The organism is Cellulomonas sp. URHE0023 (genome assembly GCF_000688475.1).
Classification (GTDB): domain Bacteria; phylum Actinomycetota; class Actinomycetes; order Actinomycetales; family Cellulomonadaceae; genus Cellulomonas.
The window spans coordinates 106496-125736 of sequence record NZ_JIAN01000007.1 but is presented as its reverse complement, the minus strand read 5'-3'; the positions used below and the strand labels follow the sequence as shown (position 1 = coordinate 125736).

The 19241-nt window shown below is 70.9% G+C and carries 16 protein-coding genes; 9 read left to right on the top strand and 7 right to left on the bottom strand.

Features of this window, described 5'->3' with window-relative positions:
* Positions 1–61 precede the first annotated feature (61 nt).
* The 3 genes from pgsA to N553_RS0113630 all read left to right on the top strand — a co-directional run bounded on the left by pgsA (position 62) and on the right by N553_RS0113630 (position 1713).
* Positions 62–655, top strand: a complete 594-nt coding sequence (pgsA, locus tag N553_RS22755) for a CDP-diacylglycerol--glycerol-3-phosphate 3-phosphatidyltransferase (RefSeq protein WP_034622479.1) — start codon at positions 62–64, stop codon at positions 653–655.
* A gap of 3 nt (positions 656–658) precedes the next feature.
* The gene (locus tag N553_RS0113635) at positions 659–1156 is read left to right on the top strand and encodes a CinA family protein (RefSeq protein ID WP_028046985.1); all 498 of its coding nucleotides are present in this window, start codon (positions 659–661) and stop codon (positions 1154–1156) included.
* A 215-nt stretch (positions 1157–1371) separates the two neighbouring features.
* Positions 1372–1713, top strand: a complete 342-nt coding sequence (locus N553_RS0113630; RefSeq protein WP_028046984.1) for a helix-turn-helix domain-containing protein — start codon at positions 1372–1374, stop codon at positions 1711–1713.
* A 238-nt stretch (positions 1714–1951) separates the two neighbouring features.
* Here the strand turns inward: N553_RS0113630 and N553_RS0113625 are convergent, their stop codons facing one another.
* On the bottom strand, positions 1952–2716 hold the full coding sequence (locus N553_RS0113625) for a DNA-formamidopyrimidine glycosylase family protein (RefSeq protein WP_028046983.1): 765 nt from the start codon (positions 2714–2716) through the stop codon (positions 1952–1954).
* A gap of 12 nt (positions 2717–2728) precedes the next feature.
* Entirely contained in the window at positions 2729–7585 is a 4857-nt protein-coding gene (locus tag N553_RS0113620; protein ID WP_028046982.1) for an ATP-dependent helicase, read from the bottom strand.
* 75 nt (positions 7586–7660) lie between these two features.
* Between N553_RS0113620 and N553_RS0113610 the strand changes: the two genes are divergently transcribed.
* The 6 genes from N553_RS0113610 (at position 7661) to rny (ending at position 14303) form a co-directional block, all read left to right on the top strand.
* A complete protein-coding gene (locus tag N553_RS0113610; protein WP_028046981.1) occupies positions 7661–7894 on the top strand; it encodes a DUF3046 domain-containing protein in 234 nt (77 codons plus the stop codon).
* Positions 7895–7909: 15 nt separating this feature from the next.
* The gene (locus N553_RS0113605; RefSeq protein ID WP_028046980.1) at positions 7910–9985 is read left to right on the top strand and encodes an alkaline phosphatase family protein; all 2076 of its coding nucleotides are present in this window, start codon (positions 7910–7912) and stop codon (positions 9983–9985) included.
* Positions 9982–10749, top strand: a complete 768-nt coding sequence (locus tag N553_RS0113600) for an MBL fold metallo-hydrolase (RefSeq protein ID WP_051640175.1) — start codon at positions 9982–9984, stop codon at positions 10747–10749. The genes N553_RS0113605 and N553_RS0113600 overlap by 4 nt, the downstream gene beginning before the upstream one ends.
* Positions 10750–11006: 257 nt before the next feature.
* Positions 11007–12050: a recombinase RecA gene (recA, locus tag N553_RS0113595; RefSeq protein WP_028046978.1), complete on the top strand. Its 1044-nt coding sequence runs from the start codon at positions 11007–11009 to the stop codon at positions 12048–12050.
* Positions 12051–12121: 71 nt separating this feature from the next.
* A complete protein-coding gene (locus N553_RS0113590; RefSeq protein ID WP_081844641.1) occupies positions 12122–12649 on the top strand; it encodes a regulatory protein RecX in 528 nt (175 codons plus the stop codon).
* Positions 12650–12803: 154 nt separating this feature from the next.
* Entirely contained in the window at positions 12804–14303 is a 1500-nt protein-coding gene (gene rny, locus N553_RS0113585) for a ribonuclease Y (RefSeq protein WP_028046976.1), read from the top strand.
* 4 nt (positions 14304–14307) lie between these two features.
* Here rny and N553_RS22750 read toward each other — a convergent pair whose 3' ends face one another.
* The 5 genes from N553_RS22750 to N553_RS0113560 all read right to left on the bottom strand — a co-directional run bounded on the left by N553_RS22750 (position 14308) and on the right by N553_RS0113560 (position 18843).
* Positions 14308–15189 (bottom strand): amino acid ABC transporter permease, encoded by an 882-nt coding sequence (locus N553_RS22750; RefSeq protein WP_034622460.1) that lies wholly within the window; start codon positions 15187–15189, stop codon positions 14308–14310.
* Positions 15186–15875 carry an amino acid ABC transporter permease gene (locus tag N553_RS0113575; RefSeq protein WP_028046975.1) on the bottom strand — a complete coding sequence of 230 codons (690 nt, stop codon included), beginning with the start codon at positions 15873–15875 and terminating at the stop codon, positions 15186–15188. The genes N553_RS22750 and N553_RS0113575 overlap by 4 nt, the downstream gene beginning before the upstream one ends.
* Before the next feature lie 67 nt (positions 15876–15942).
* Positions 15943–16812, bottom strand: a complete 870-nt coding sequence (locus tag N553_RS0113570) for a glutamate ABC transporter substrate-binding protein (protein ID WP_028046974.1) — start codon at positions 16810–16812, stop codon at positions 15943–15945.
* 79 nt (positions 16813–16891) lie between these two features.
* On the bottom strand, positions 16892–17668 hold the full coding sequence (locus N553_RS0113565; RefSeq protein WP_028046973.1) for an amino acid ABC transporter ATP-binding protein: 777 nt from the start codon (positions 17666–17668) through the stop codon (positions 16892–16894).
* A 116-nt stretch (positions 17669–17784) separates the two neighbouring features.
* The gene (locus N553_RS0113560) at positions 17785–18843 is read right to left on the bottom strand and encodes a hypothetical protein (RefSeq protein WP_028046972.1); all 1059 of its coding nucleotides are present in this window, start codon (positions 18841–18843) and stop codon (positions 17785–17787) included.
* Positions 18844–19241: the final 398 nt, after the last annotated feature.

The window sequence follows — 19241 nt, the reverse complement described above, 5'->3', positions numbered from 1 at the left end:
GCGGGAGGTCATCGGCGTGCGGTGTACCTGAGCATGGCCGTCGTCCACCTAGGCTGTTCCGGTGGTCGACGCCGTGCCCTCCGCTTGGAACCTGGCGAACATGCTCACGGTCCTGCGCATCGCGCTGGTGCCGTTCTTCGCATGGGCGCTTCTCGCCGACGGTGGGCACAGCACCGGCTGGCGGTGGACCGCGACCGTGATCTTCGTGCTCGCGGCGGCCACCGACCGCGTGGACGGCTGGCTCGCCCGCCGGTCCGGGCAGGTCACCGACCTGGGCAAGCTGCTCGACCCCATCGCCGACAAGCTGCTCGTCGGCACCGCTCTGGTCCTCCTGTCCTGGCTGGGAGAGCTGTCGTGGTGGGTCACCGTCGTGATCCTCGTCCGAGAGATCGGCATCACGGTCATGCGGTTCTTCCTGCTGCGCTACGTGGTCCTGCCCGCCTCCCGCGGGGGCAAGCTGAAGACGGTCCTGCAGTCGGTCGCGATCGGTCTGTACCTCATGCCGCTCGACGTGCTCCCCGGGTGGGTGACCGTGGCGGCCGTCCTGGCCATGGCCGCGGCACTGGTCGTCACCGTGGTGACCGGACTCGACTACGTGCGTGCCGCGATCCAGATCCGGCGGACTGCAAGCCGGCCGCCGTACGCCGGTCTCTGACCGATGGAGGTCGCCCCCGAGCTGCTCGCGGCGCTGCGGTGGCGCGGGTGGACGGTTGCGGTGGCCGAGTCGCTCACGGGCGGGCTCGTCTGCGCCGACCTGGTCGCCGTGCCGGGCGCGTCCGCGAGTCTGCGCGGCGGCATCGTCGCCTACGCCACCGACCTGAAGGGCACGCTGCTCGACGTCGACACGGACCTGCTGGCCGCGCACGGAGCGGTCGACCCGGTGGTCGCACAAGAGATGGCTGACGGTGTGCGTCTGCGCCTCGGGGCCGATGTGGGGCTCGCGACGACGGGTGTCGCCGGACCAGATCCGCAGGACGGGCGCCCGCCGGGCACGGTTCACGTCGCGGTCGCGACCCCGGCCGGTGTGACGGCGCGTTCCCTGCACCTCGACGGTGACCGCCCGGCGGTCCGTGCTGGTGCGGTGGACGCCGTCCTGCAGCTGGCGCTCGAAGTCATCCGACACTTGGGTGAACCTGAGGACGTTCACAGCCGATGAGATAGGGAGGCGGGAACACGATGACCCCGCCCTTCGTTGCAAGGACCGTGATGAGCAGTCGACCTCCGGCACGCAGGACTCCGTCGCGCGTCGGTGGTGCAAGGTACGGTGGAGTTATCCCGGCAAAGGGACAGCCGGGAGCCGTGGTTCCAGGTCCGATCCGGACGTTGGCACCCGGTGTGGGAGAGGCACGTGACGCGAGAGGGGGAGCCCGGATGGTTGTACTGCGTCGAGAGATCGGCGACGTGCTGCGGGACGCGCGACAGCGCCAGGGGCGCACCCTGCGTGAAGTGTCGTCGGCAGCCCGCGTCTCGCTCGGGTATCTGAGCGAGGTCGAACGGGGTCAGAAGGAAGCGTCGTCGGAGCTGCTGAACAGCATCTGCGAGGCGCTGGACGTCCCCATGTCGCTCGTCCTGCGTGAGGTCAGCGACCGTGTTGCAGTCGCCGAGGGTCTGCTGATCCCCGACACGATTCCCGCGTACCTGGCGGCTTCGGTGGCCGGTGCCACCGACGGCGGCTGGGCGCGGTCGCGATCGGAGCTCGCAGCAATCGGCTGATCGGGTCAGGACGACGCTGTGGCGTCGGTCCGGACGGTCAGCTCACCGCGGCGCGTGGGTGTGCACCTTCCATCTGGAAGGTTCGCCCAAGCGCGTCGCCTATGTCATACGCGCGCCAGTGCTGCCGCGCGATGTGCTCGAACGGCCCGCAGACATCGGTCTGCGGGCCGTTCCGCGTGTCGGCTCGGGGAAGGTCCGACGTCCGGCCTCCCGGCACCAGGGGCGCGCGGCAACCGTGTCAACCGGTCGGCGGCGCCTGACAGCGTGGGCAGTAGAAGATGGGCCGCTCCATCGGAGGCTTGCGAGCCTGGCCCACGGCGATCGGTGTGCCGCAGCGGACGCACGGCTGACGCAACCGTCCGTGCACCCGACCCGGCGGCCGACCGCTGGCGACCGACTGCTGCATCTGGCGGCGCGCCACAGCGAGCAGCCGGGACGGGTCGCGGACGGCGTCGGCCGGTGTCCACGGCCAGATGCGCTCCGCGAACAGTGACTCGGCCGCGTAGATCGTGCCGATCCCCGCGACGACCCGCTGGTCGAGCAGGACCTCCGCGACAGGCGTTGCTCGGCGGGCAGCCCACCGTCGCAGGGCTTCCTCCGCGTCGACGGTCTCCCCGAGCAGGTCCGGGCCGAGGTGACCGATCACGGCGTGCTCGTCGGTGGTTCGCACCACGTCCAGCATCCCCAGCTGGTACCCGACAGCCGTCCACTCCTGCGTCGCCAGCACGGCACGGACCTCGTCCGACCGGGCGGCAGCCTGCGGTGAACCCGTCCGGGCCACCCGCCAGCGACCTTCCATGCGCAGGTGGGTGTGCAGGGTGCGACCGTCGTCGAACCGGGTCAGCAGGTGCTTCCCGTACGAGCGCGTCCCCACGACGGTGGTGCCGACGAGGTCGACCGTGGCGGCTGAGGGCCAACGCAGGTCGGAGCGAACGACGACATGGCCCGTCAGGGCGACGTCGAGCCGCTGGGCCGTCCGTCGCAGGACGTCACCCTCGGGCACGGTCGCCCGCCGTCACGACTGTCCCGGCAGGCGCAGGCCGCGCGGCGTGGGTGCGAAGCCGGCCGCGACCAGCGCCTGGCCGACCTGCCCGTGGAGCGCTCCGCCGCCGAGCACGTCCTCGCCGTCCAGCCGCGCGATGGTGAGGCGCCCGCTGCGCCGGCTGCGCACCGTGACCGCGAGACCGTCCGCCGCGGAGAGCAGGACGGCACTGTCAGGAGAGAACGAGAGCACGGTGCGGCCGCCGCGTTCCACGTACAGCACGAGCGCGCCGTCCACGAGCACGACCAGGGCGCCCCCCTTGCGACCCGGTCGGTGGCCACCGTCCGAGGCCGTGACGGGCCAGGGCAACGATGCGCCGTACGGGTTCGCCGGATCGGTGGCGGCCAGCACCACGACCAGCGGCTCGCTGCGCTCGTCGGGGTCGCTCGCACGCTCCACCACCTGTGCGTCGACCCGCAGGCGGTCGACGGCACCGGGCAACGCGAACTGCGAGCCGCCGAGGCGCTCGACGAAGTACCCGCGGCGCACCTGCCCACCCTGCTCGAGCGCCGAGAGCACCTTGTAGACGTCGGTGAACTGCGACCCGATGCCCTCCGCCGGTGCAACGGCGCGCGTCAGGATCCCGTGCCGGTCCAGGAGCTGCGCTGCGAGTGCGTGTGCGCGCAGGGTCGGGTCTGCCTCCCGCGCGGGCAGCAACGACCAGCGCCCCCCGCCCGCGGCCAGTGCCGTGCCCCGCGACGAGCCGACCTCGGACGAGCCGCCGACGCGGACGGCCGCGCGCAGACCGAGTCGGGGCCGCAGCGCGCGTCCCCGCGGCGTGGGTGTGCGCGTCTTGTGCGCCGTCGTCCCCGTGCCGAGCCAGGCGCGCAGTGGGGCGAGCCCGTCGTTCGTGACGTGCCCGGTCCACACCAGGTCCCACACCGCCGTCGCGACGTCCACCTGCGTCGGTGTCTGCTCGGGCTGTTCCTCGAGCAGCTGGCGCACCCGGTCGGTCAGAGCGCCGAGGAACCACGCACCACCACCGGCGAGCGCCGTCAGCACCGCCTGGTGCAGGTCCCCGAGGTCCGCGGCGCCGGGATCGACCGGCGGGAGGGTCAGGTCGGCCACGCCCGCGGGGTGCAGGGAGACGAGACCGTCGTGGCCCGCAAGCGCACCGTGCCCGGCCCACACGACCTCCCCGGCGGCGGTCAGCTCGTCGAGCATGGCTGGGACGTAGTCGGAGACCCTGGCCGGCAGCACATGGGTCTCCAGGGCGGAAGCGGGCAGCACGGACCCGGCAAGCTGCTCGACCACGCGTGCCACGCCGTCCACGCCCCGCAGCGAACCGGTCGCGGAGGCACGGTCTGCGCGCCCCACGGGGCGCACGCCCTGCCACCGGGGGAGGAACACACCGAGTGCCTGCGGAGCCACGGGCTCCACCTCGGCACGCAGGGCCGCCAGCGACCGTCGGCGCAGCTGGCGAAGCACGTCGGCGTCGCAGAACTCGTCGCCGGTGCCGCCGAGCACATCGGGTCGCAGTCGTCCCTGCACGAGGACGCCGAGGCGTTCGAGCCGCCGCAGCGTCTCCGTGACGATCGCGACGCCCCAGCCGAACCGGGCCGCGGCGGACGCGGCCGTGAACGGCCCACGCGTACGGGCGTGCCGGCGCAGCAGGTCGCCTACCGGGTCTGGCACCACCTCGGTGAAGACCTCCGGGACACCGATCGGCAGGGCAACGCCGAGGGCGTCTCGCAACCGCCCCGCGTCCTCGACCGCAGCCCACTGCTCGGTCCGATCCGGCGCGACCCCGCCGAGCCGGACGCGGATCAACCGGCGGGCGGCCTCGAGCGAGGCCAGCCAGTCCGGCAGCTGCTCGGTGACCGACGGCTGCACGCGTTCCGCCACCTCGGCCGTCGTGAGTGGTCCGTGCCTGCGCACCACGTCCGCGACCTGCTCCATCGACCCTGCCTGTCGCTCCGGCGCGCGCCCGCTCAGCTCCGCCTCCGTGCGCACGACGGCGTCAGGGTCGAGCAGGTCAGCCAGCTGAGAGGCGCCGCCCTGGCCGAGCAGCTCGGCGAGAAGGGTGGGGTCGAGCGTGAGCGCCGCTGCTCGTCGTTCGGCCAGCGGGGCGTCGCCGTCGTAGAGGAACTGGGCGGTATAGCCGAACAGCAGCGACTGCGCGAAGGGCGACGGCTGCGTCGTCGTCACCTCCACGACCCGCACCCGACGCCCGGCGATGTCCCTCATGAGCGTGGTGAGAGCGTCGGTGTCGAAGTCGTCCTGGAGGCACTCCCGCACGGCCTCGAGCAGGATCGGGAAGTCGGGGTACCCCGCGGCGACCGAGAGCAGCTGGGCCGACCGCTGACGCTGCTGCCACAACGGCGTCCGGCGGTCGGGCCGACGACGGGGGAGCAGCAGGGCCCGGCTGGCGGCCTCGCGGAACCGCGCTCCGAACATCGCCGACGAGCCGAGCTCGGCACGGACCGAGTCGAGCACCTCGTCGGGCTCCAGGAGCAGGTCGGCCAGGTCGATCGCCGGTCCGGACGCGTCCGCCCACGGGTCGTCGGCACCGAGTCCGGCACTCGCGTCGAGCATGTCCGGAAGTCGCAGGACGATCCCGTCGTCCGAGTGCATCGCGGCGGCGTCCACGCCGTACTTCTCCCGCAGCCGTGCGCCGATCACGATCGCCCAGGGCGCGTGCACGCGGGCGCCGTAGGGCGAGTGCACGACGATCCGCCAGTCACCGAGCTCGTCCCGGAAGCGCTCGACCACGAGCGTGGTGTCCGACGGCACCTCCCCGGTAGCAGCCTGCTGCTCGGTCAGGTAGGTCAGCAGGTTGTCGGCCGCCCAGCTGTCGAGGCCGGCTGCCTCGACCCGCGTCCGCGCGTCGGCCGCGCCGAGCACCTCACGCACCCAGCCGCCCATCGCGCGACCCAGCTCTGCGGGTCTGCCGGGTGCGTCGCCCTTCCAGAACGGAAGCCGGCCGGGCACGCCGGGTGCGGGCGTGACCAGCACGCGGTCCGGGGTGATGTCGTCGATCCGCCAGGTGCTCGACCCGAGCGTGAACATGTCACCGACACGCGACTCGTAGACCATCTCCTCGTCGAGCTCGCCGACGCGCTTGCCGCCGCGCAGCGCACCTCCGGTGCGTTCCGCGTCCACGGGGACGTCGCTGGCCGTGGCACCGCCGGCCAGGAAGACCCCGTACATCCCGCGATCGGGGATCGTGCCCCCGCTCGTGACAGCCAGCCGCAGCGAGCCCGGGCGTCCGGTCAGCACGTCCCGGACGCGGTCCCACACGAGCCGCGGACGCAGCTCCGCGAACTCCTCGCTGGGATACCGTCCGGCGAGCATGTCGAGCACAGCGCGCAGGGTCGCGTCTCCCAGACCGGAGAACGGTGCCGCGCGGCGCACGACGGTCGACAGGTCGTCGAGCGACCAGTCCTCGACCGCGACCATCGCCACGATCTGCTGCGCGAGCACGTCGAGCGGGTTGCGCGGCACGTGCAGAGGTTCGAGCATCCCGGTGCGCATCCGCTCGGCCGTGACCGCCGACGCCACGAGCTCGCCCCGGAAGGTCGGGAACACCACGCCTCGGGACACGGCACCGACCTGGTGCCCGGCCCGGCCGATCCGTTGCAGCCCGCTGGCGACGGACGGCGGCGCGCCGACCTGCACCACCAGGTCGATCGCGCCCATGTCGATGCCGAGCTCGAGCGAGCTCGTCGCGACGACCGCAGGGAGGTTCCCGGCCTTGAGCTCCGACTCGGTGCGGGTCCGCTCGGCCCGGCTCATCGAGCCGTGGTGCGCACGCGCCAAGATCGTCGCCGCGTCTCGGGTGTCCACACCGACCGCGGTACCGGACTGGCCTGGCACCGACGCCGCCACCACGGACCCGTGGTCCGGGAGGTCCTCGCCGCGGCGTCCCGCCCAGACCTCGTTCATCCGGGCGGTCAGGCGCTCCGCGCCACGCCGGGAGTTGGTGAAGACGAGCGTCGAGCGGTGGTCCGCGACGAGGTCCACGACGCGCTCCTCGACGTGCGGCCAGATGGACGCCCGGACCAGGGGCGCGTCCGCGGCGCCGGACAGGTCGTCGTCAGGAAGCCCGCCGGCAGCGCGCAGGTCCGCCAGGTCGGGCACGGGGACCACCACGTCCACGACGATCTGCTTGGTCGACGGCGGCTGCACCACGACGACCTCGCGCCCGCCGTCCTCGCGGGAGCGCGCGCCGCCGAGGTACTCCGCGACCGCCGCGACAGGCTGCACGGTCGCCGACAGCCCGATCCGCTGCGCCGGTCCGGGACCTCCCGGCCGGTCCAGCAGCGCGTCGAGGCGCTCCAGGGAGAGCGCGAGGTGCGCGCCTCGCTTGGTCGCGGCGACGGCGTGGATCTCGTCGACGATCACCGTGCGCACCCCGGCGAGCCCGGCCCGGGCGCCCGACGTGAGGACGAGGTACAGCGACTCGGGCGTCGTGATGAGGATGTCCGGCGGCTTTGTCGCGAAGGCCCTGCGCTCGTTCGGTGGGGTGTCGCCCGTGCGGATGCCGACCGTGACGTCGGGCAGCGTGACTCCGAGGCGCTGGGCCGCCTGGCGGATGCCCACCAGAGGTGAGCGCAGGTTCCGCTCGACGTCCGTTGCCAGGGCCTTGAGCGGGGACACGTACAGGACGCGGCACCTCTCGACCGGGTCGTCCACAGGTGCCCCGGTCAGCAGCCCGTCGAGGGCCCACAGGAACGCCGCCAGAGTCTTGCCCGAGCCGGTCGGGGCGACCACCAGCGCGTGGTCGCCGCCCGACACCGCGCCCCAGGCGCCGAGCTGGGCGGCCGTGGGCTCCGCGAACGCGCCCTCGAACCAGGACCTGGTCGGGTCGGAGAATCGCTTCAGCACCACGAGGTCATTGTGGCTGGCAGCACCCACACCGGACAGCGGATCCGAAGGCCCCGTGCAGGTGGCAGGCTGTGCCTCGTGCGGTATCGCGAGTTCTGGCAGCTGGTCGACGAGGTCCTGGGCGCTGCGCACGGACGCGAGCTCACCCGTGAGCTCGTGCTCGGCGGTCTCGACCAGCGCACAGCCGTCCAGGCTCTCGAGGACAACGTCGAGCCCCGCGACGTCTGGCACGCCCTGTGTGACGAGCTCGAGATTCCCGAGAACTCTCGCTGGGGGGCCGACGCCCACCGCCCGGCGCCGCCGCGGTCCTGAGGAGAGACACCGACGATGACTTCACCGACCGGCCGGCGCGTCCGCGCGTGGGTGCCCACCCTGCAGGACATCGGCGAAGCCGTTCTCACTCTCGCGACGACGACCCTCGGTCTCGCGGCCGCGGTGTGGCTCATCGACGGCGTGCGGTCCGACAACCCGGGCTCGATCGTCGCGGCGGCCGCCGTGGTGGCGCTCGGGGACCTCCTGCTGGGTGGACCGCTGCGGTACCTCGCACGACGAGGCAGTGCCGTTCTCGCTCTGGGCCTCGGCCTGCTCGCGCAGGTCGCGGTCCTCTGGGTCGCGCTTGGGCTGGTTCCTGGGATCGTCGCGGACACCGTCTGGGACGTGGTCGGTGTCATGCTCCTCACGGCGGTCGTGATGGCGGTGGGGCGCTGGGTCCTGGGCGCCAACGACAGCGACTACGTGATCTCTGTCGTGGTGCGCCGCGCTCGTCGGCAGGCCCGCCGCCGGGGCATCGTCGAGCCGAGCCGAGGTGCGCAGCGAGAGCCCGGGATGCTCGTCGTGCAGCTCGACGGTGTCGCGGCGCCCGTGCTGCGTGAGGCCATCGAGGCCGGTCTGGCGCCGAACATCCAACGGTGGATCGCCGACGGGAACCACGTGCTCGAGGACTGGTGGGCGCGGATCCCGTCGACGACACCGGCCAGCCAGGCGGGCCTCCTGCACGGCGACTCGGGCCAGATCCCCGCGTTCCGCTGGTGGGACAGGGACCTCGGTCGCCTCGTGGTGACGAACCACCCGGAGGACGCTGCGCTCGTGGAGGGGCGGCTGTCCACGGGAAAGGGACTTCTCGCAGGTGGTGGTTCGGCGATCTCGACGATGTTCTCCGGGGACGCCGCGACCGCGTACGTGGTGATGAGCCGCTCGCGTACGAAGGGCCCCGACGGTGGCCTCGGGCCGGGACCGGCCTACGTCCGGTTCTTCGCGAGCCCGTTCGTCCTCGCACGCGCACTTACGGTCTCGGTCGCGGAGATGGTCAAGGAGATCTACCAGGCTCGCCGCCAGCGCGTCCGTGAGGTGCAGCCGCGCATCTCGCGTACCGGCTGGTACATCCTGCTGCGCGGCATCAGCAACGTGCTGCTGCGCGACCTGAACACGTCGTTGGTGGCCGAGGCGCTCCTGCGCGGGGACCCGACGATCTACGTGGATCTCGTCGACTACGACGAGATCGCCCACCACGCGGGTCCCACCCGTCCTGAGTCGCTGCGTTCGCTCGAGGGACTGGACCGGGTGCTGGGCACGCTCGAGCGCGTGGTCGCCGTGGCGCCGCGGGACTACGAGATCGTGGTGCTGTCCGACCACGGGCAGGCACTGGGGGCCACCTACGAGCAGCTGGGCGGCGAGACCCTGCTCGACACCGTGCGCGCGCTCATGGCAGAACCTGCTGCGGACGGGGTGGACAGCGGGACCGGGGAGGACTGGGGTCCCCTGAACGCCCTCGTCAACAGCGCCCTGAACCTGTCGCGCGGCACGGCGGTCCTCGGCCCCGACCAGGGACGACCGAAGCAGCAGGGTGCGGACGACCTGCCCGAGGTGGTCACCGTCGGCTCGGGCAACCTGGGTCTCGTGTGGTTCCCCCGCGTGCCACGGCGGCTGACGCTCGAGGACTTCCAGCAGCGTTGGCCGGGGCTCGTCGCCGGACTGGCGGAGCGACCGGGCGTGGGTGTGGTCGTGGTCGACAGCGCCGACCGTGGGCTCGTCGCGATCGGGCCGCGGGGCCTGGTCCTGCTCGAGCAGGACGACGCCGAGCCCGAGGGGGAGGACCCGCTCCTGCCGTACGGCCCGCGCGGGCGTCCGGACCTCGTGCGAGCGGCACGGCTCCCGCACACGGGGGACCTGCTGCTCATCTCCACGGTCAGCGCGACCGGCCACGTGCACGCGTTCGAGGGGCAGGTCGGCTCCCACGGCGGCATCGGCGGGGCCCAGAACCACGCCTTCCTGCTGCACCCTGCGCGGTGGGAGATGGACGACGAGCTCCGCGAGCCGGTGGGCGACGGGGTGATCCTCGTCGGTGCGGAGGCGGTGCACGAACAGCTCATCCGCTGGGCCGCGGCGGAAGGTCTGCGACCGTGACCCTGCGGTTCAGGTGGCTCGGGCACGCGAGCACCGTGCTGGACCTCGACGGCGTCCGGCTCCTGACCGACCCTCTGCTCCTGCGTCATGCCGGCCTGCTCCGGCGGCGCGGAGGCGCACCACGCCCGCAGGACTGGGCAGGTCCGGTCGCAGTGCTGCTGTCGCACCTGCACCACGACCATGCCGAGCTCGGCTCCCTGCGGCTCCTCGGCGAGACGCCCGTCCTGACCGCGCCGGCCAACGCGCACTGGCTGCGACGGCGGGGCATCGAGGGTGCAGCCGGGCTGACCGACCACGACTGGTGGGAGGTCCCGGGCTCGCAGGTCCGGGTCCGGCTGGTCACTGCGATGCACATCCACCGGCCGATGCCGCACCGGCCCAACGCCGCGAACGGCTTCCTGGTGACCACGCCGACGTATCGCATCTGGTTCGCGGGCGACACGTCGCCGTTCGCCGCGATGGCCGACCTCGCGGACCTGGCCGGTGGTCCCATCGACCTCGCGCTGATCCCCGTGGGCGGTTGGGGACCCCGGCTGTCGGGCGGGCACATGGATCCCGTGCAGGCCGCGCGCGCGTGCGTGACGGTGGGTGCCCGGGCCGCGGTCCCGGTGCACTGGGGGACACTCCACGCACCGGTGTCACGACGGCTTCCGCCGGGATGGATGGACCGGGCAGGACCCGCGTTCGCGCACGCGGCGGCACGGGTGGCGCCGGGCGTGCAGGTGCACGTGGTGGCTCCGGGGGAGCAGCTCGAGCTGTCCTGATCGGATCCGCCGCCGCGCCGGCACGACGTCCGACACAGGTCTCGACACGCCGGGCATGTCGAGCGCGCGCTCGAACATCTGTTCGGTATGGTGGCGCTTGCGAGCGGCTGAGCCTTCCACAGCCCTGCCGGCGGGTGCCGGAGCACAGGGTCGGGGGTGGTTCGGTCGGGATGTCGGTGGTCGGACATAGCGTCGCTCGTGACAAAGACCAGCCCCCGTACCGCAGCACGTGCTGCTCGAGACAGACGAGGTCGGACATGCCCGCACCAAAGGATCGCGAAAAGGCCCTCGAGGCAGCGCTCAGCCAGATCGACCGCCAGTTCGGCAAGGGATCGATCATGCGTCTCGGCGACGACGGGCGTGCCCCGGTCGAGGTCATCCCCACCGGCTCCATCGCCCTGGACGTCGCGCTCGGTATCGGCGGGCTGCCGCGCGGCCGCGTCGTGGAGATCTATGGTCCGGAGTCCTCGGGCAAGACGACCGTCGCGCTGCACGCGGTGGCCAACGCACAGCGCGCCGGGGGCATCGCCGCCTTCATCGACGCCGAGCACGCGCTCGACCCTGAGTACGCCAAGAAGCTCGGCGTGGACACGGACGCGCTGCTCGTCTCCCAGCCGGACACCGGTGAGCAGGCGCTCGAGATCATGGACATGCTGATCCGCTCCGGCGCGATCGACATCGTCGTCATCGACTCGGTCGCAGCCCTCGTGCCCAAGGCCGAGATCGAGGGCGAGATGGGCGACAGCCACGTCGGTCTGCAGGCGCGGCTCATGTCCCAGGCGCTGCGCAAGATCACGGGCGCGCTGAGCCAGTCCGGCACCACTGCCATCTTCATCAACCAGCTGCGCGAGAAGATCGGCGTGTTCTTCGGCTCTCCCGAGACGACGACCGGTGGCAAGGCGCTCAAGTTCTATGCCTCGGTGCGACTGGACATCCGTCGCATCGAGACCCTCAAGGAGGGCACGGACGCAGTCGGGAACCGGACCCGCGTCAAGGTCGTCAAGAACAAGATGGCCCCGCCCTTCAAGCAGGCAGAGTTCGACATCCTCTACGGCGTCGGCATCTCCCGCGAGGGGAGCCTGATCGACATGGGTGTGGAGCACGGCTTCGTGCGTAAGTCGGGCGCCTGGTACACCTACGAGGGCGACCAGCTGGGGCAGGGCAAGGAGAACGCCCGGACCTTCCTCAAGGACAACCCCGACCTGGCCAACGAGCTCGACAAGAAGATCAAGGAGAAGCTCGGCATCGGCGCAAGGATCGACGCACCGGCGGTCGACGTCCCCGCGCCCGTCGACTTCTGAGAGGCATGACGTTCCAGGCGAGCCGGCGGGGGCGCCGGACGGAGGAGCCGCCCCCGTCCGGTGCAGCCGCGATGGACGCCGAACCGGATCAGGAGTCGGTGGCGCGAGCGATCGCGCTCCGGCTCCTGACCGGTGCGGCGCGCAGTCGCGCCCAGCTCGCGGAGGCGATGGCCCGCAAGGAGGTCCCGGACGCGGTCGCCGAGAAGGTGCTCGACCGGTTCACGGAGGTCGGCCTGATCGACGACGAGGAGTTCGCGCGCATGCTGGTGCGAACCCGACACGCCGAACGAGGGTTGTCTCGCCGAGCCATCGCGGTCGAGCTACGCCGCAAGGGGATCGACGACGAGCTGGCCGCCGCTGCACTCGACGAGGTCGACAGTGATGACGAGGAGATCGCTGCACGGGCGCTCGTGAGGCGCAAGCTTGCGGCCACCTCGACGTTGGACGTGCAGACGCGCGCGCGGCGCACCTACGCGGCGCTCGGGCGCAAGGGGTACCCGCCAGGGCTCGTGTCGCGGCTCGTGCGCGAGGAGCTCGCGGCGATCGACAGCACCGATGAGACGCTCGAAGGCCTCGACGGCGCCGTCTCGCCGTACTGACCGACAGTCCTACCGAGCGATCCCGTCCGGAACCCATGTGGGCCTGCGGGGTGGCGGTCCGTCAACTGCGCACCCCACCTGCGAGACAATGGCCGCAGGGCACGCCTCGACGCGGGTGCACCACTCAGCGTGGACGACGACGGAGGATGACTCGGTGGACTCAAGTGCCCTGGCGACTGTCGTCGGACTTCTCGGGGCCTGCCTCGTGGCGCTCGTTCTCGTTCTCGTGGCCCGCCGCGAGGCCGGGGTGCAGCGAACTCGCGCCGCTGAGGACGTCGCCACGATCAAGGACGAGGCTCGGGCGCTCCTGGCGGACGTCGAACGGCGTGACCGGCGGGTGGCAGACCGTGAGCAGGCGCTGGTGGCCGAACGGGCCGAGATCGACGAGCTGCAGCGCACGACCCGCGTCCGGGTCGAAGCCCTGGCGCGCGACGAACGTGAGGCGATCCGTCTGCGCGAGGACGTCGACAAGGAGGTCGCCCGCAAGGTCGCCGAGGCCGACCGCGCGGTGCAGGCCGAGCTCGAGTCGGTCTCCGGGCTGACCGCTGAGGAGGCGCGAGACGAGCTCGCCTCCCGGATCACCGCCCAGGCCGAGAACGACGCCGCTGCCCAGGTTCGCCGCGCCGAGGCGCAGGCGCGGCGAACGGCGGAGGCACGCGCGCGGCGGATCGTCACGACCGCCGTGCAACGGCTCGCGGTCGCGACGAGCTCGCAGGGAGCGATCTCCGTCCTGCCCTTGCCGTCGGACGACATGAAGGGCCGGATCATCGGCAAGGAGGGTCGCAACATCAGGTCCTTCGAGGCGTTGACGGGCGTGAACGTCCTCGTCGACGACCAACCGGGCTCGGTGGTGCTGTCCTGCTACGACCCCGAGCGGCGAGAGGTCGCGCAGGTGACACTCGAGGCGCTCATGGCGGACGGTCGGATCCACCCGCAGCGGATCGAGCAGGCGTACGCCGAGGCCGTTGCCAGCGCGGGCGAGCGCACCGAGTCGGCGGGTCACGACGCGGCCGAGCGGGCGGGGGTCACGCGACTGCACCCGACGTTGGTCCAGACGCTCGGGCGGCTTCGTCTGCGTACCTCGTACGGCCAGAACGTGCTCGAGCACCTGGTGGAGACGAGTCTCCTGGCCGCCGCTCTCGCCGCGGAGGTCGGTGCCGACGTCGAGGTCACGAGGCGCGGTGCCTTCCTGCACGACCTGGGCAAGGCCCTCACGTCGGAGGTGCCCGGGACGCACGCGACCGTCGGCGCGGACCTCGCGCGTAGGCATGGGGAGTCGGCAGCCGTGGTGAACGCGATAGCCGCACACCACGACGAGGTTCCGCCCGAGACGGTCGAGGCGGTTCTCGTCCAGGTCGCGGACGCGATCTCGGCGTCCCGCCCTGGTGCTCGTCGCGAGGAGCTGGACCAGTACGTCGAGCGGATCGACAAGCTCGAGCATCTCGTCGCGGCCCACGCGGGCGTGCGTCGCGCACTGGCGATGTCCGCGGGGCGCGAGGTCCGGGTCGTGGTGGAGCCGTCGGAGGTGGATGACTACGCGCTCCCGCAGCTCGCGGTCGCGATCGCCCGGCACATCGAGTCGGATCTGGCCTATCCCGGCGAGATCAAGGTCACCGTGATCCGGGAGATCCGCGCCAGCGCGACCGCAGGCTGACGCGTCACTTGACTCCGGGAGGTACCGCCCCGGGGCCCACCGCCAGGCCGGGGACCTCGACCCGCGGCTTGCCCGCGGTCCGGCCTCCGACACGCTTGGCGAGCCGCCCTGCGAGCCGGGTCAGCGCGTAGTTGATGATGATGAACACCACGGCGGCGATGACCAGCGACTGCAGGATGTTGCCCTGGCTCGACCCGAGCCGCCGGGCTGCGTCGAGCAGCTCCGGGTAGGTGATGATCGCACCGAGCGCAGTGTCCTTGAGGATGACGACCAGCTGGCTGGCGATAGCCGGGAGCATGGCGATCAGCGCCTGGGGAACCTCGATGAGGCGCAGTGACTGCGTCGGGCGAAGTCCGACGGCGAGTGCGGCCTCGCGCTGCCCCCGAGGCAGGCTGTGGACCCCGGAACGGATGAGCTCGGCGAACACCGAGCCGTTGTAGAACGTCAGGCCGAGCACGACGGCGACCAGGGGCAGGTCGGCTGGCTCCACGACGTGCAGCTGGGCGATCCCCAAGTAGAAGAAGATCATCATCAGCAGCACGGGCACTGCGCGGAAGAACTCGACGATGGCTCCGCTGACGGCGCGGACGGCTGCCGAGCTGGACAACCGGCCGATCCCGAACAGCGCGCCGAAGAGGCTCGAGGTCACGATCGCGATGCCTGCTGCCTTGAGGGTGTCCCTCAGGCCGGGCAGCAGGAAGTTCTCCCAGGAACGCGAGCCGATGAACGGGTTCCACAGCGCGCCGTCGAGCTGGCCCTTGGCGGCGAACGCCCGCAGCACCAGGAACCCGATCCCGACCACGACGACGGTGCCGATGATGTTCGCCCACAGCATCCGGCGACGCGCCCGAGGCCCCGGAGCGTCGAAGAGCGGAGAGTCGGTCATCGGACCACCGCCAGTCGGCGGGACAGCGAGGTGGTCAGGAGACCGACGGGCACCACGAGGACGACGAAGCCGAACGCGAACGTCAGGAAGATCGCGAGGATGACGTCGGGCCGGAACTCGATCATCGTCTTCATGAGGCCGGCGGCTTCCGCGACACCAGCAGCGGCCGCGACCGTGGAGTTCTTGATCAGGGCGATCAGCACGTTGCCGAGGGGGGCGACGGATCCCCGGAACGCCTGAGGCAGGATGACGAGTCGGGCGGCAGGCAGGAAGCTCAACCCGATGGCCCGAGCGGCCTCGGCCTGCCCGATCGGTACCGTGTTGACCCCGGAGCGCAGGGCCTCGCAGAAGAAGGCGGCGTGGTAGATCGCGAGGGCGACGACCGCGAACCGGAAGAAGTTGGTGGTGAAGTCCGCAGAGAGCGTCCAGCCGAGCTGTCCCCAGAGACCGAGCACGCAGAACACCATGATGATGGTGAGCGGGGTGTTCCGGAACACGGTGACGTACGCGGAGCCCGCCCAGCGCAGGCTCGGCACGGGCGAGATCCGCATCGTGGCCAGCAGGGTGCCGAGGACGAGGCCGAGGATCCCGGCGTACACGGTGAGCTGGATGTTCACCCAGAAGGCAGCCAGGACGTCGAACTCGTCGAACAGGGACAGGTACTGCTCGAGAAACCCGTCGTCCACCGGCTCTCCTTACCGGTCGCAGGGCCGTCCTGGAGGCCTCGGGCGAGGCCCCCAGGACGTCAGTGGGTCAGCTGCAGGCTGCCGGCTCCGGCGGGTTCAGGTCCGCGTTCGCTTCGTAGCCGGATGCGCCGACGTTGTCGGCGAGGAGCTGCTTCCAGGTGCCGTCGTCGATCATCTTGCTGATCGCGGTGTTGATCGCCTCGCACTTGTCGCTGCCCTTGGGCAGGCCGACGCCGTAGTTCTCCTCGGAGAACGGGTTGCCGACCACCTTGACCTTGCCCTTGTTCGCCGGCACGGCGGCCAGGCCGGCCAGGATGATGTCGTCGGTCGTGACCGCGTCGACCTGTCCGGCCGTGAGCGCTGTGACGCACTCGGCGTACCCCGGCTGCTGGAGGAGGTTGGTACCGGTGGCGTACTCGTTCTTGATCCGCTCGGCGGACGTCGAGCCGGTGACCGAGCAGAGGTTCTTTCCCTCGAGGTCCTCGGGTCCGGTGATTGAGTCGTCGTCCGCAGCGACCAGCAGGTCCTGCCCGGCGACGAAGTAGGGACCGGCGAAGGAGATGACCTCCTTGCGCTTGTCGGTGATCGAGTACGTCGCGAAGATCATGTCGACCTGCCCGGTCTGGAGCAGGTTCTCCCGCTGGGCCGACGGCGACTGCACGAACTCGATCTGGTCCTCGCCGTACCCGAGCTCACCGGCGACGTACTTCGCGACGTCCACGTCGAAGCCGGTGTACTCGTTGCCGTCCTTGAAGCCCAGGCCCGGCTGGTCGAACTTGATGCCGATGCGGATGGTGCCTTCGGCGCCGCCGCTGCTCTCGGAGGCCTCCGGCGTCGATCCGGAGTCCGAGCCGGAGTCGTCGTCGCTGCTCGAACATCCGGCCAGCGTGAGCATCGCCGCCGCCGCCATGGCAGTGAACAGTCGTCCTGTGCGCATCGTGGGTTCCCCTTGTGGTGTGTTGTGTGCGGTGTCGTTTCGGGTCTTCTGGGTTGTACGGCGCGGCGGTGACCGAGGTTCAATGGGTCAGGATCTTGGACAGGAAGTCGCGGGCCCGCTCGCTCGTCGGTGCCGTGAAGAACGTCTCCGGATCGGCCTCTTCGACGATCTGGCCGGCGTCCATGAAGACCACCCGGTGTGCTGCGCGGCGTGCGAAGCCCATCTCGTGCGTGACCACGAGCATCGTCATCCCGTCGTGCGCGAGGCCGACCATGACGTCCAGGACCTCGTTGATCATCTCGGGGTCGAGGGCGGACGTCGGCTCGTCGAAGAGCATCACCTTGGGCTGCATCGCGAGAGCGCGGGCGATGGCGACGCGCTGCTGCTGGCCTCCGGAGAGCTGCGAGGGCAGCTTGTCCGCCTGGTCTGCGACGCCCACCCGTTCGAGCAGCTCCATCGCGGTGGACCGTGCGGTGGACGCCTTGACGCCTTTGGCCTTGACCTGCCCGAGGACGACGTTCTGCAGCACGGTCATGTGCGCGAACAGGTTGAACGACTGGAACACCATGCCGACGTCCGCTCGCAGACGCGCGAGCGCTCGTCCCTCCTCGGGGAGCGGTCTGCCGTCCACCTCGATCACGCCGGCGTCGATCGTCTCCAGACGGTTGATCGTCCGGCACAGCGTCGACTTGCCGCTGCCCGACGGGCCGATGATGACCACGACCTCACCGCGAGCCACGGTGAGGTCGATGTTCTGCAGGACATGCAGCTGGCCGAAGTACTTCTCGACGCCTCTCAGCGAGACCAGGGCATCTTCTGCGTGCACAGCCGGGAGCGCCGCCGGGAGGTCCGCCATCCGGACACGTTAGGACAAGTTGCCCGACGCCGCATGATGGGGACGGGTACATCAGGGAGCCCGAGACGGCGAACGCCCCGGAGGCCGAGGGGCCTCCGGGGCGTCGACTGCTCTGGTCAGCCGTTGTAGATCGGCACGTCGGTGCCGTCCTCGTAGACGTTTCCGGTGACCACCCGGTCTGTCAGGACGGTGTCGATCGCAATGGCGGCTGACGGGCCCCCACTGCGCGGCTTCTCCCAGATGTTGTCCTCCAGGACCAGGACCGACAGCCCCAGGGACGGAGCTGTCGCGTTCAGCGTGAAGATGCCACCCGTGAACCAGGAGCGACGAGCGGTCAGGCAGACGCGGTCCTGGCACGAACCGCTCGGCGTCATCATGATCGCGCTGATCTGGGTGTGCTGAGGCGGCGTCGGGTCGGACTGCTCGAGCGAGTGGTAGGCGTCGAACCGGGACCCGTCGATCAGGATGTCGTCGTCGGGTCCGACGTTGCCCTGGCACTGGATCACGTCGTTGTGCGTCACGTCACGGTTGCCGGCTTCGTCCGGCTTGAACTGTGAGAGCTTCTCGGCCCAGGTTCCGATGATCTTGACGTTGACCGACGGGTCCGGGTCGTCCTGGAGGGCGAACGCCGCGAAAGCGTCGGTGCAGCCCCACACGTGGCACTGCTCCAGGCGGTAGTTCTTGTACCCGATGCCGTTCCAGTAGGACAACGGCGTCTGCGGGTTGATGTCGCAGTACCGCAGCACGGTCCCGCTCGAGTCGGAGAACACGTTGATCAGGTTGCCGGCGTTCGTCGTGCGCGTGACCGGGCCGCGGAAGACGCAGTTCTCGAACTCGAAGCCGTTCCCGTCGATCGTGACGAGGTTCTCGAAGATCGTGTCGACGATCGGTTCGGTCGACGTCCCGGTGAAGGTGGTCGCCGTCGTGACGACGTTCGTCGGGTAGGGGCGGATGATGCCCGCGCCGACTGTCGTCTCGTCGGGGTACGTCTCCCCGACCACGAAGACCGGGGGCGGTGTCGTTCCGCCGCCGCCGCCGTCTGGCGGTTCGACCCTGACGCGCAGGACACCCTTGATGGAGAGCCTGATCGATCCCGTGACCTGCCCGAGGAACGTCGCGTTGACGGGCACCGAGGTCTCGGACAGGGGGATCGGGATGGGGATGCTCCCGCTCATGAGGTAGCACCTGCGCACGTGGTGCGGTGGCTGGCGATGGCGTCGCCCGCGCGTGAACGGTCGGCGTGCTCGGACATCGACATGTTCCCCACAATCGTCATCGGTTGTCTCTTGGGCATCGTGTGTTCCCCCGTGGTGTCGTGTGCTTTTCTCGGGCGGGCTGCCCGAGAGGTGGCTCGGTGGGTCGGATGTGCGCGAGCAGGAACGTGCGCAGAGCGCTTCGCCCAATCGATCTTCCGCAGACAAAAGGTCGGCGGGGCGCTAAGAGACCGCCCTGTGCGGATGGTGCGTCGTCGTCGATCTGACCGACAGGACGGCCTGACCTGCGGGAGCACAACCCTGTGCTCGGGCGTCGTCAGGCAACGAGTCGGTGCGCCGGTGCCCGCGGGCCGTTGGAC

What these genes read in the sequence shown, in the direction of transcription:
- N553_RS0113635 (WP_028046985.1), top strand. Translation starts at nt 659, where the DNA reads ATGGAGGTCGCCCCCGAGCTGCTCGCGGCGCTGCGGTGGCGCGGGTGG.
- N553_RS0113630 (WP_028046984.1), top strand. Translation starts at nt 1,372, where the DNA reads ATGGTTGTACTGCGTCGAGAGATCGGCGACGTGCTGCGGGACGCGCGA.
- N553_RS0113605 (WP_028046980.1), top strand. Translation starts at nt 7,910, where the DNA reads ATGACTTCACCGACCGGCCGGCGCGTCCGCGCGTGGGTGCCCACCCTG.
- recA (WP_028046978.1), top strand. Translation starts at nt 11,007, where the DNA reads ATGCCCGCACCAAAGGATCGCGAAAAGGCCCTCGAGGCAGCGCTCAGC.
- N553_RS0113590 (WP_081844641.1), top strand. Translation starts at nt 12,122, where the DNA reads ATGGACGCCGAACCGGATCAGGAGTCGGTGGCGCGAGCGATCGCGCTC.
- N553_RS22750 (WP_034622460.1), bottom strand. Translation starts at nt 15,189, where the DNA reads ATGACCGACTCTCCGCTCTTCGACGCTCCGGGGCCTCGGGCGCGTCGC.
- N553_RS0113570 (WP_028046974.1), bottom strand. Translation starts at nt 16,812, where the DNA reads ATGCGCACAGGACGACTGTTCACTGCCATGGCGGCGGCGGCGATGCTC.
- N553_RS0113565 (WP_028046973.1), bottom strand. Translation starts at nt 17,668, where the DNA reads ATGGCGGACCTCCCGGCGGCGCTCCCGGCTGTGCACGCAGAAGATGCC.
- N553_RS0113560 (WP_028046972.1), bottom strand. Translation starts at nt 18,843, where the DNA reads ATGAGCGGGAGCATCCCCATCCCGATCCCCCTGTCCGAGACCTCGGTG.